The organism is Nostoc sp. (assembly GCF_036916985.1).
Taxonomy (GTDB): domain Bacteria; phylum Cyanobacteriota; class Cyanobacteriia; order Cyanobacteriales; family Nostocaceae; genus Nostoc.
Genome location: NZ_JBALFD010000025.1, coordinates 17463 through 29547 on the forward strand (window position 1 = coordinate 17463; position 12085 = coordinate 29547).

The 12085-nt window shown below is 38.5% G+C and carries 10 protein-coding genes; 3 read left to right on the forward strand and 7 right to left on the reverse strand.

What is annotated here, in order from left to right; genetic code table 11:
* Positions 1-288 precede the first annotated feature (288 nt).
* Positions 289-1008, forward strand: a complete 720-nt coding sequence (locus tag V7L07_RS09580) for a response regulator transcription factor (protein ID WP_335057199.1) — start codon at positions 289-291, stop codon at positions 1006-1008.
* Between the two features lie 194 nt (positions 1009-1202).
* Positions 1203-2891 (forward strand): NAD(P)H-quinone oxidoreductase subunit 4, encoded by a 1689-nt coding sequence (locus V7L07_RS09585; RefSeq protein WP_335057202.1) that lies wholly within the window; start codon positions 1203-1205, stop codon positions 2889-2891.
* A gap of 1538 nt (positions 2892-4429) precedes the next feature.
* Here V7L07_RS09585 and V7L07_RS09590 read toward each other — a convergent pair.
* Positions 4430-4627 (reverse strand): hypothetical protein, encoded by a 198-nt coding sequence (locus tag V7L07_RS09590; protein WP_335057204.1) that lies wholly within the window; start codon positions 4625-4627, stop codon positions 4430-4432.
* A 477-nt stretch (positions 4628-5104) separates the two neighbouring features.
* Complete coding sequence (egtC, locus tag V7L07_RS09595) at positions 5105-5893, reverse strand: ergothioneine biosynthesis protein EgtC (RefSeq protein WP_335057206.1); 789 nt, start codon at positions 5891-5893, stop codon at positions 5105-5107.
* A 1-nt stretch (position 5894) separates the two neighbouring features.
* On the opposite strand from egtC, the gene V7L07_RS09600 reads away from it, so the two are divergent.
* Positions 5895-6653 carry a nucleotidyltransferase domain-containing protein gene (locus tag V7L07_RS09600; RefSeq protein WP_335057208.1) on the forward strand — a complete coding sequence of 253 codons (759 nt, stop codon included), beginning with the start codon at positions 5895-5897 and terminating at the stop codon, positions 6651-6653.
* Between the two features lie 35 nt (positions 6654-6688).
* On the opposite strand, the gene V7L07_RS09605 is transcribed toward V7L07_RS09600, so the two are convergent.
* The 5 genes from V7L07_RS09605 to V7L07_RS09625 all read right to left on the reverse strand — a co-directional run bounded on the left by V7L07_RS09605 (position 6689) and on the right by V7L07_RS09625 (position 12037).
* Positions 6689-8509, reverse strand: a complete 1821-nt coding sequence (locus V7L07_RS09605; RefSeq protein WP_335057210.1) for a sensor histidine kinase — start codon at positions 8507-8509, stop codon at positions 6689-6691.
* A gap of 623 nt (positions 8510-9132) precedes the next feature.
* Complete coding sequence (locus tag V7L07_RS09610) at positions 9133-9513, reverse strand: DUF423 domain-containing protein (RefSeq protein WP_179063634.1); 381 nt, start codon at positions 9511-9513, stop codon at positions 9133-9135.
* A gap of 93 nt (positions 9514-9606) precedes the next feature.
* Positions 9607-10086, reverse strand: a complete 480-nt coding sequence (locus V7L07_RS09615; RefSeq protein WP_335057212.1) for a hypothetical protein — start codon at positions 10084-10086, stop codon at positions 9607-9609.
* A 432-nt stretch (positions 10087-10518) separates the two neighbouring features.
* Entirely contained in the window at positions 10519-11205 is a 687-nt protein-coding gene (gene bchM / locus V7L07_RS09620) for a magnesium protoporphyrin IX methyltransferase (protein WP_335057214.1), read from the reverse strand.
* A gap of 511 nt (positions 11206-11716) precedes the next feature.
* Positions 11717-12037 (reverse strand): DMT family transporter, encoded by a 321-nt coding sequence (locus tag V7L07_RS09625; protein ID WP_335057405.1) that lies wholly within the window; start codon positions 12035-12037, stop codon positions 11717-11719.
* Positions 12038-12085: the final 48 nt, after the last annotated feature.

Genomic DNA, 12085 nt, shown 5'->3' on the forward strand with positions numbered 1-12085 from the left:
AGCTAAATTTTCTCTTCTCTAAGCATTTATACGAAGAATGTTTAAAATTTTGTATAAAATACTGCTTTATTTATTTTAGTCTTAGAACCCCAGGGTCTTTATATCTGAGTTGCTGACACCGAAACTCTTGCCTTAGAAAGGCTTACGAGATAAGGTTATTTATGTCTCATGGGAGATGAAGTTTAGGGAACAATAGCAACTGCATTGCTTTTTGTATAAGATCCCGAACAGAAGAACGAGATTATTTTAATCTGTACTTTAGACAAATAACAGTAAAATTAAGCAACTATGAGTGAAATCAAGATCCTTTTGATTGAAGATCACAACCTGACAAGAATCGGCTTAAGGTCTGCCTTACAAACTCAGCCAGAGTTCAACATTGTTGGTGAAGCAGCCAATGCAGCCGACGGCATTAAGCTCCTGAAAAGTCTCAAGCCTGATGTTGCAACTATTGACATTGGTTTGCCTGACATGGATGGTATTGATCTAACACGCACATTTAGGCAATATCAATCAGAAAGCGAAGATTATACAACAAAGCTGCTAATTTTAACGATGCAGAATAGTGAACAGGCAGTTTTAGCCGCATTTGCAGCAGGTGCAGATTCTTATTGCATGAAGGATATCGAAACTGAGAAACTAGTAGAGGCTGTGCAAACAACTCATGCAGGTAGCTCATGGATTGATCCAGCGATCGCAGACCTTGTACTACAACAAATACGTCAAGATTTCCCCGATGGCAGTAGAGGTGCATCTGGAAAAAGAGTCTTGATTGAAGGTATTGACCCAGATATTGAGAAAAGTATAGTCAGCTATCCTTTAACTCATCGGGAAATGGATGTTTTAGAGTTGATTGTCGCTGGGTGTGACAATGCAGAAATTGCCAAAAGACTCTATCTAACAGTCGGTACTGTCAAAACTCATGTTCGAGGTATTCTCAATAAACTCTGTGTTGCTGACCGTACACAAGCTGCTGTCCGTGCTTTGCGTGCTGGATTAGTACCTTGAGCAATAATGTAGTAATTATCAACTGCATACACAAGAACACTTAACAAATAAATAAACAAATAACGTAATTCCCCAATCCCAATCCCATTCCCCAATCCCCATTCCCCGTTATCTGGGACAAAGATTTATTAAGAAATTGTTACAAAGTTTAGTAGAATGACATAATTGGCAAATAAGTATTTTTTCTCATATACATGATAGCGGATCAATTTCCTTGGCTTACCGCAATTGTCTTGCTGCCACTCGTTGCTGCTTTGCTCATCCCTGTGCTGCCTGATAAAGATGGCAAGCGTGTGCGGTGGTATGCGCTGGGTGTAGGTATCGCAGACTTTGCCTTGATGTGCTACGCCTTTTGGAAGCATTACGATGCCAGTAGTGCTAGTTTTCAACTTGTGGAAAATTATGCTTGGGTGCCTCAGTTAGGTTTTAACTGGGCGGTATCGGTAGATGGACTTTCAGCGCCACTTGTGCTTCTAGCAGGATTTGTCACCACACTCTCGATATTTTCGGCATGGCAAGTTGATCATCGACCCCGCCTTTTCTATTTTTTGATGCTGGTGCTGTATTCAGCACAGGTAGGGGTGTTCGTTGCCAAAGACTTGCTGCTATTTTTCATTATGTGGGAAGTAGAACTGATTCCCGTCTACCTACTAGTTTGCATTTGGGGTGGGCAAAGGCGTCGTTATGCCGCTACGAAATTTTTGTTGTATACCGCAGCGGCTTCTATATTTATTTTAGTTGCAGCCCTGGCAATGGGGTTATATGGCGGCGGGAATATGACATTTGACATCACCGCCCTCGCCAGCAAGGAATATCCCCTTAGTCTACAACTGCTACTTTATGCAGGATTGTTGATTGCATTTGGTGTCAAGCTTGCTGTTTTCCCCATGCATACCTGGTTGCCTGATGCCCACGGCGAAGCATCCTCTCCTGTATCGATGATTTTGGCTGGTGTGTTGCTGAAGATGGGCGGATATGGACTGATTCGCCTGAATCTTGAGTTACTTCCTGATGCACACATTTACTTTGCGCCGGTTCTAGCCATTGTCGGTGTTGTCAATATTATCTATGGTGCATTGAATTCCTTTGCTCAGACCAATATGAAGCGGCGTTTGGCTTATTCGTCGATTTCTCACATGGGGTTTGTACTGCTTGGAATTGCCTCCTTCACTGATTTGGGAATCAACGGCGCGATGTTGCAGATGATTTCGCATGGTTTGATTGCATCGGTGCTGTTCTTCTTGGCAGGCGTTACTTACGATCGCACCCACACAATGGTAATGAAAGATATGGGCGGTATTGGTCAAGCTATGCCCAAAGTCTTTGCCTTGTTTACAATCGGAACGATGGCATCCCTAGCACTTCCCGGTATGAGTGGCTTTGCTGGCGAACTCTCGGTATTTGTTGGGATGACAAGCAGTGACGTTTACAGTTCGACTTTCTGCACCGTCACAGTTTTTCTAGCCGCCGTTGGAGTCATCCTCACACCAATCTATCTACTTTCTATGCTGCGAGAGGTATTTTATGGTAAAGGTGCAGCACTTCTATGTGACATCAATAATGCAGGCTTGGAAAATCAAGAAGATGACGGAACAGTTTGTTTTGGTACAGACTGCTTAGTACCAGAAGATGCTGTCTACGAGGATGCTAGACCCCGTGAGGTCTTCATCGCTGCCTGTTTTCTGCTGATGATTATTGGTATTGGTTTCTATCCCAAGATGGCGATGCAGATGTACGACGTGAAAACCGTTGCAGTGAATGCTAATCTTCGCCAGTCTTATGCCATAGTCTCGCAAACAAATCCCCAGATTTATGCTAATAAATTCTTGGTTCCGCAAATTTCAGAGGTTGAGGTAGCGCCCATTTTGGGAACTTTGAAGTAAGCTTTTTGACTAATAGATTTGTCTAAAAGAGTTTTGTCTACAACTAGCTACTACCTGTCTATGGGTTTTTATTAACATGAGTTCGATAAAAAAGGGAAAAGGTTAAAGGGGAAAGGGGAAAGGGATGAGCAGATCGCCCACAAGGGGCGAGGTTTTTACCTTCCTCATAAAATTTGGATTATTTCGCTTGACTTCGGGCGAGATTTTTACCTTTCCCCCTTCCCCTTCTTCATAAACCTCTCCCTAGCCTTGAACTAAAGTTCAACGAAGAGGCAGGGGGCAGGGAGCGGGGGGAAATGACCCCTGACTCCTGCCTAGTTTGCGGAGCGGAACATGTTCTTACGTCCCCCACTTCTGCTAAGTGGTTCTCGTACCCTGCGGGAAGCTAACGCAACAGTTGGGGTCGAATCCCAATTCTTTTCTATCCCCCTTGCTCCCTGCCCCTTTTCCTCTTTTTCAAGTCTCTCCCTCTCCGACTCGGAGAGGGACGGTTTTGCGTAGTAAAACCAGGGAGAGGTCTTTTTTACGGCTAATTATTATATGGACACTATAGATTCGTCGAACTCAGGTTTGATGAGGTGATGACTTTGGCGAAATGATCTACGCAACCGATAATTACTGCATGATAGTATAAATAATTAGGTTGCGTATGAGTAATACTTCCTTCTTCTGTGGACAGAAAGAGCAATCTTTATAAAAGCTAGAATTGTTGAGAGTATCTGCATCCTGATATTTGATTAACAGATGAGTTATAGTTGCCTTATACTGCCTCAAACGTGGTGCGATCGCACCACGTTTGCCACCTGATATTTAACACAGCTTCATAAAAAATTGGTATCAGCATTTACCTGACATTATAGGACTCCTATTTAATTTAAAAAATCTCAGTACAACATAACAAAGATAGTCAGGTTTGTATTTATTGCTGAACCTATACACGTATTTATTGACGAAAGCTAATTAATCAAACTCAGGTTGTGTTAAAAATTCATATACTTTTTGTTTTAGTTAGTTAAATATGCGAATTAAGAGTTGATTTTAGATAAATCAGCATTTTAAAAAAATCAGTAACATTGCTCTTTTACTAACAAGTTAAATCTAACTAAAATATTAATAGTTGTGCTGGCTTAGTTGATAAAAACTTCAATTATTCCAGGTGGATCTATTTGTCAATTTTCTATCAGACCGATTCATTAGTACTAAAATAAGCACTCTCTTTTTACGAAGGAGAAGTTTATTTTCACCTTTCCTGATGTAAAAGGTAGCGGATTAACGTACTAAGAACTAGTAAGTCTATTCATTGAGAAATCGCTGTAATTAGGTTTCCTTAAACAACAGCGTCATGATTTGTGTTGGGAAATTGCGGTTTTTTCCAATTAATAACAAACACAACTTTTTTCAGCTTTGAATATTTATCAACCCATTTTACCAATTCCCATGCAACAATATATTTCTTATTTGCTCCTACTAGTACTAGGAACAAGTTCAACTTTCATCATTACTCCATGTCAAGCTCAAACTCCGGCAAAACCCAATAGTCAAAATACTGATAAGATTAATTCCATATCTTCAAATTCATCTTCTACTATCCAATTGAGTGATTTTGCTAATTCTACTAATAGCAAATCATCTATTGTCTCTGAAGCATCATCTAGTAACTCTTCTGCCGCTAATGCCAATATAACAGAAAATAAGCCTAAGCTACGGGTTCCTATCTCCAGCAGAATTTTTCCCACACCTTCAATGCAGCAATAGTTAGCAGCTAAATATTGAGTTTACTTGCTTGGGCTGACAGGTATCTAAATTCATACATGATATACAACATTACCTAGTGAAAATACTACCCTAGCGAGAGATTTTTAATTTTTCTCTTTTGTTGGAGTAGGACAAGTATCATCCATAGACATCTCCGAAAAAGAATTGTTTTGACGTAGCACTGCTACGTCAAAATAAAGGTTCTGGGTAACGCATTAATCTCTGGAGATGTCTCATCTATAGCGGCTCTCGTACTATGTGGATTTGCTCTTGGCGTTCTTGAAGAGTAGCCGCTACGCGTCTATGTATGCAATATACTTTAGCCTCTCTGCTTTTAGTACGCTAAAAGCAGAGAGGCTTTGATTGTTACTCCCCAACGCTTCTATGGTTCTGTTTTTGTTAGGTCAACTAAGCTTCATCGAAGGCTTGAAAAATAACCTCTTTCACACTAAATTTGCTCAGATTTTCTCAATTTGAATTTCACCGTCTATTCCTACACTAATGATACTGTTTTCTGGGCAAGCAATCCAATTACCTATAAATAGCGGTTCAGACGCAATAAGTACGGATTTTGGAAAAGTCGGATCATCTCTTATCCAGTAAAGAGATGGAGGCGGTGAAGTGGTAGCAAAACGAGAAGCTATTAAACGGTTTCCGTCACTAAAAATCACGTTGAGTGAGGCTTCTACTTGATAGCGTTTTGCCATTTCTAAAAGCGTTAATAATGTAGCACGTAAAGCATATTCTGGAGGTCGATGTTTGTTAATTTGACTTTGTGAAAGTAACAATGCAAAAATGTGTTCGGAGTCAGTGCTGCCATTAATTTTTTCGTAGAAATCTTGGGTTAAAGCGCTGCGGATTTTTCTGTGTAATGTTTTGCGGAAATTCTCAATTCGTCCATTGTGGATAAATAGCTGTTGTTGATGGTTAAAAGGCTGACAATTAGCAAAATCTACAGCTTGTCCTGGTGTAGCACTCCGGACATAAGCAAGTACACACTTTGATTCAACGTAACGGCTGAGACTGGGTAGGTTTATATCATTCCAAATAGGTAGAGTATTTTTATAGATAAAAGGATCAGTATCTTTTTGATTATGATACCAACCCACACCAAAGCCATCTGCATTTACCACCCCAGATAGCATTTCGCGGGGTCGATAACTCTGGACTATGAGTGAGTGTTCTGGTTTATACAGAAGATGTTCTAAAGAAACAGGCGAACCGAGGTAAGCAAGTAAACGGCACATTATGAATATTCCACCTTCTATCAACACAATTATTGGACAACAGCCTTACCCGTTTTTATTCACCACTATCAGTGGTTCCCACTTATATGGTTTTCCCTCACGTGATTCTGATTATGATTTGCGTGGTGTGCATATTTTACCAGTTCAAGAAGTAGTGGGATTAAAGATTATAAATGAAACTATTGAAGTTTCAGAAGTTCGCGAGTCTTTAGAAATTGATTTAGTAACTCATGATGTCAAAAAATTCTTTTTGATGCTAATTAAAAAGAATGGCTATGTGCTAGAACAATTATATTCTCCTTTAATATTAACAACGTCACCCGAACATAAGGAATTGAAAATTATTGCTAAAAATTGTATTACTCGTCATCATAGCTACCATTATCTTGGTTTCGCGACAACGCAATGGAAACTTTTTCAGAAAGAAGATACGCATCAAGTTAAGCCATTACTTTATGTTTATCGAGTATTGTTAACTGGAATTTATTTGATGCAGACGGGAGTAATCGAGGCTAATTTAATTAAGCTAAATGAGGTTTTTAATTTATCATATATTCCTGATTTAATTGCCCAAAAATTAGCAGGTACAGAAAGGTCTATTTTGTCAGATGCTAATGTAGCTTTTTATCAAAGAGAATATGAGCGTCTGCGTAATCAGTTACAGGAGGCATCTCAATCTAGCCAATTACCTGAAGCATCTTCATCTGCTGCGGCTTTGCATAATTTGCTGGTACACTTGAGATTGGGGAGTGAATTATGAGTTGTTAAATTCTGCATTACTTGTAGACAACGATACTAGTTTGCTTGTGTTTTAATAGGTAGAATAATTGCAAACTCCGTCCCTTGTTCAAATTCCGACACCACTTCTATTTTTCCTTGGTGTTTATCAATTATTTGATAACAAATGCTTAAACCTAAACCAGTACCTTTACCAACTGGCTTAGTTGTAAAAAAAGGGTCAAATAGTTTATTTTGAATCTCTGGTGGAATTCCAGAGCCGTTATCTCTAATCCCTACTTTGATAAAAGCATCATCTATCTTTGATGTATTTATAATAATTTTTTTACTTTTGTCTGAATGAGTTTTCTGATCTAACAGAGCATCTATCGCATTACTCAGAATATTCATAAATACCTGATTGAGTTGTGCTGGATAACACTCAATCAAGGGTAAATCTCCATATTTTTTAATGACTTCAATTTCTCGTTGAAGTCTGTGATTTAGAATTAACAGAGTATTGTCAATTCCTTCATGAATATCTACCTCTTTCATATCAGCTTCATCTAATCGAGAAAAGTTACGTAAAGATAAAACAATTTCTCGAATGCGTTCAGCACCCATTTTCATAGAAGAAAGTAGGCTTGGCAAATCTTTATTAATAAAATTTAAATCAATTTCTTCAATATTTTCTCTTATTAAGTAGATGGGATTTTGGTAGTGTTGCTGATATAAATTAACTAGATTAAGTAAATCTTGAGCATAATCACTGGCGCATTGAATATTTCCATAAATAAAATTAACAGGATTATTAATTTCATGAGCTATGCCTGCTACCATCTGTCCAAGAGACGACATTTTTTCTGTTTGAATTAATTGTCCTTGGGCTTCTTTTAAGTTTTGCAGAGTTTTTTGAAGTTCTTGGGTTCGTTCTTCTACCCGTTGCTCTAAACTTTGGCGAGCTACTTCTAGTTCCTGGGTTCGCTCTTCTACCCGTTTCTCTAAACTTTGGTGAGCTAGCTTTAGTTTCTGGGTGTAATCTCCCACCCATTCTACTAATTGATTTAGGGAAGTAGCTAATATACCTACTTCATCATTACTTGTAATATTAGCTCTGAGTTCAAAATTCGACTCTCCCGTGATTTTTCTGGCAACGTCGGTAACTATTTGTAGGGGATGGGCGATTAACTTACTGGTATATAGTGCTAGTATAAGTGCGATCGCAGCTGATAATAGCATACTTCCAATAATAACTTTAATCCGCAATATTTGGGCGTTCTCAAAACTAGCTTTTGCTTGCTTTTGTTGAATTTCAGCATCTCCGATAATCCGAATTAATTCGTCTGAAAGTTTCTCAAACTCAACTGAAAGTTCGGCTTCTTGACTAAAAAAAAACAATAGCTGCTCTTGGTTAGCTTTTGCTTCTGTTGCGGATGATTGATTTTGTTCTATCTCCTGCCAAAAGAGTTTTACTGTTTGAGTATATTTTTGGGTATTTTTTTGATAATTTACTAACAAATTTGACAAATCTATATTGTTGATTATCAAATTATCAGAATGTGTATTTATAAATATTTTTAGTTCAGACAACTGCTTATTAAACCGATTAATTTCGTCTATGAACTTATTTTTTTCAAATTCTAACCAGATAGTATTTTCTAATACAGTAACTAATCTTTGCGGATGTAGTCTCACTCTAGCTACTGTATTTTCTAAATTTTTTAATAGAGATTCTTGCTGATAAGATAAGTTCAACTGCTCTTGGGCAAGTGTTTCATAGCGATATGCAATTAACAAACCACTTGTAGTGCCTATAAAAGCAATACCGACTGCTACAATATAGCCATAACTAATTTTTTGAACAATGCTCCAGTTATCACTTAAGTGACTAAGCATCATAAAAATTCTTTTCAAATAGTTTTTTGTATTAACTATCATTTATGAATTTACTCCTATTGTGCAGCCAGCAATGAAGAGTGCTGAGTTCCGTTAGCGATAGCGGGGCGTTTAGCCAGTGCTGAGTTGATACCCCGCCCACAAGCAGGGTAAAAACCCAAGTGCGAAAATACCGAGTACTCCTCTTCTTACTCAGAACTCAGCACTGAGTATGCTAAATAATAGTGAGTACCAAAGCAGGTTGCGCCGTTTATAGGTCTGAATGATATTACAAATGTAAAATTTATTAGTTGATATTTAGTAATATACTTATGCAGTTTATTGTTTTTCTGTATTTATGACTTCTGTAATTTTACGGAAATAAATTTTATCAGTTTAGTAATCCTATTTGTTGCAAAATATTGGGTGTATCCCACTTTAGAAAAAATACCTAGCAATTAGAAATCGCGGTTCATCTTGCACAGAAACAAAGCCCGTTGATACGGGTTTCATAAAACCTTGTATATGGAAGCTGCATAATTTATCTCCCGATGCCTTTGTGAGACTACAGGGAGATTTATTATGTGCATCTTTAATAAAGAATTGGTATTAGGAGTTAAGAGTTTTTAATTCCTAACTCTAATTTTTTACAACTTCAAATTCCAGGCAGCAAAAGCTAAAGTGCCCCAACCTGCAAGAAAAGCTGCACCGCCTAGTGGTGCGATCGCTCCTAAGGATTTAATACCGGTTAAGCTAAGGGCATACAAGCTTCCTGAGAAAATAGCAATGCCAATGAGAAACAGCCATCCACTGGCGATAAGAGTGGGTTGAGGGGACTCGGTACGACTAATTAGGATGGCTACTAGAAAAAGTGCTAAAGCATGATACATTTGGTAACGAGCGCCAGTTTCAAAAATTTCTAGCGATCGCTCACTAATTTTTTCCCGCAACGCATGGGAAGCAAAAGCACCAGCAGCAACCGACAAACCGCCTAAAATGGCAGCTACGCTCAAAAAAATCTGCGTCATTAGACTTAGCCGTAAGTTGATTATTAGTCATTAGTCATTAGTCATTAGTCATTAGTTAATAACAAAGGACAAATAATCAATGACAAATGACAATTAGACATCAAAATGATATGATACAGCCCCTTCTTCGTTCACCTTAAAGTTTGCATTGAATTCTTTAGCTTTTTCATCTAAATATTGTCTGGCGTGGGCTGCGGGTAATTGTGACTGCATCGCAAAGCCTAAAACAGTTACGCGCCCTTGATTTTCTTGTAGCATCTCATAAAAAATCGATTGCAGGCGATCGCTAACTTGTTGATTAAGCGCCTTTTTCTCCTGCCGACTTTGACGGTATAATCCTAATGCTAACCATGTGCCCAGTGTTAGGGTAGGGACACCAAAAATTAGACCACTAACAGCAGTATCATCATTTTCATAAGTAGCATAAGGTGAGGGGAAATCATACTTATCTTCAGGCTGTATAATCACTTTACGTGTAGCATATTTTTCAAATACCGCTGTTGCTGATAGCGTTACAAACATGAATCCGAGTGTCAGTAGCCAACCGGCAGCTAATTTTTCAGCAGTTTTCATAGTTTCACTTCAGATTTACACTTTGCTAGTGATTTTAACCTGACTTTCACAAAGGTTCCACTATATCAATCTAATGCCAGCGACAGTTTTTTAGCTTTTGCATTAGACTTTTTGACTACCTTGCTTGAAGAAACAGTGTTATTAAGCGCGTACAAGATACTCAGCAATCATGTAACATTTTAATATACTTACTTCCTTATAAAAATTCGGCGTTACACAATTTTAAGGTGGTTGTGGGGTGGGAATTCTATGTGCCCAATAATTAAAATGCGATCGCTACCTTTGTAATCATGTATAATTCTGCAAAGCAGAACAACGGTTATTTAGAGAAAAAACAAAGCTTGATGCCAACGGCAATATCTACCACATCTCAGGTTTGAGATTGTCAAATCGCAGCAAAGGATATGATAGACCTTTGCTGCGATTTTAACTTTACTTGCGTGTAGCTTCGAGTAGGCGAGAAAAATAGAAGCGAGTCTTCGTCATTTCCCGTCGTTCTAAAGAAAAGCCATTACTTTCCAAGATTCTTATCACATCAGCCTCACGGTGCAAATATGCACGAGTGGCTTTACTTGGCCCAGGAAAGAAACTGCCAATTTTCTTGAGTATACTCAGGGCGCAGGTCTTTGGCGCAAAACTGAGAATTATCCGCGACTGTGCCAAAGAACAGAGGTGAGATATCATCTCATCGGCTTTTTCTTGAGGGTAATGAATGAGAACATCTAGGCAAATAACAGTATGGTAGCTACCACTCAGCGATTCCAAATCCTGTACAGCAAAAGTTGGATTTTCATCATTTCCCAAGGTTTGCTTGGCTCTATCCCTGCCTTCTTCCACCATTTTTTCAGAAATATCGGTGGCATAGACTTTAGCACCATCTACCGCCAGGGGAATGCTAAGACTACCGACACCACACCCAGCATCACAGATTGATAGCTCTGGTAAATTGTTATCAGCCTTCAGCCAACCGAGAACTGTATCCACGGTTTGCTGGTGTCCATTGCGGATGTCTAGTTGGACTTTGTTGACTTCGCCATCGCCGTAGATTCGCTTCCAACGGTCAAATCCTGTGGAATTGAAATACTCGCGAACAATCGTTTTGTCGTCGGCTGCGTTCATAAACTTTGATTTTTAGGGGTTCCCAATGCTTAAAATTATCATTGATAGGAACCCATAAGAGCGGTCTTCCAGATTTTTCTAGATGATAGTTTGCCGATAGGCAAGGATACTTACGTATATAGAGAAATTAGAGTGCCGAATTCTTGGGTAGACTTACATCTTGCACTTATTTTTCCATTGTCGTTTGTATAGCTCACCCGTTCATTTTTACCATGATTCAAAACTTTTGTTTTTGCTTCTTTTAAAAACCTATCCCACTATTCTAAAAATCCTTACTTCTTTTCGTAAAATATATTTCAATATGCTTGGGTTAAGAGCTACTGGCAACAATTTTAGGTTTGAAAGACGCGATAAATCGCCGTTTCTACAAACAAGTGTTTTGGGTTTATCTGAACTGTATTGAATATAGTTTGATTTTTTCGCGCCGACTTACTCATTCACTACAACAGCAACAAGCAGAATGAGCGGTTTTAGTTTATTTACCTCGTTTTATAATATTTACGAGGTATTTTTATTGACTTGCATTTATGCCAATTACTCCTATGATTATTAAGGAAATCGACAAAAGTTTGATGAGTGTGGCAGATTCACGAAACCAAATAATCCCAATAATAGCAATTAGAATAGTTCCCAATCCAGCCCAGACGGAATAAGCCACACTTACTTCAAGTCTCTTGAGAGCAAGGGTCAAAAAAGTAAAACAAAGTCCATAGCAGACAAATATTAATACTGAAGGAACTATTTTCGTAAATCCCTCTGATAACTTCATGCAGGTTGTGCCTGAAACCTCAAAGAGGATTGCGATAATCAGGTAAATCCAGCTTATTAACATATTTTTTGTAAGTGGTTTGTTAAGAGCAACTGACGGGCGATGTACCAC

Bases quoted from the DNA above. Each gene is read 5' to 3' on its own strand.
- V7L07_RS09615 (WP_335057212.1), bottom strand. From the start codon at position 10,086: ATGAAAACTGCTGAAAAATTAGCTGCCGGTTGGCTACTGACACTCGGA.
- V7L07_RS09585 (WP_335057202.1), top strand. From the start codon at position 1,203: ATGATAGCGGATCAATTTCCTTGGCTTACCGCAATTGTCTTGCTGCCA.
- bchM (WP_335057214.1), bottom strand. From the start codon at position 11,205: ATGAACGCAGCCGACGACAAAACGATTGTTCGCGAGTATTTCAATTCC.
- V7L07_RS09610 (WP_179063634.1), bottom strand. From the start codon at position 9,513: ATGACGCAGATTTTTTTGAGCGTAGCTGCCATTTTAGGCGGTTTGTCG.
- V7L07_RS09605 (WP_335057210.1), bottom strand. From the start codon at position 8,509: ATGATGCTTAGTCACTTAAGTGATAACTGGAGCATTGTTCAAAAAATT.
- egtC (WP_335057206.1), bottom strand. From the start codon at position 5,893: ATGTGCCGTTTACTTGCTTACCTCGGTTCGCCTGTTTCTTTAGAACAT.
- V7L07_RS09580 (WP_335057199.1), top strand. From the start codon at position 289: ATGAGTGAAATCAAGATCCTTTTGATTGAAGATCACAACCTGACAAGA.
- V7L07_RS09625 (WP_335057405.1), bottom strand. From the start codon at position 12,037: ATGTTAATAAGCTGGATTTACCTGATTATCGCAATCCTCTTTGAGGTT.
- V7L07_RS09600 (WP_335057208.1), top strand. From the start codon at position 5,895: ATGAATATTCCACCTTCTATCAACACAATTATTGGACAACAGCCTTAC.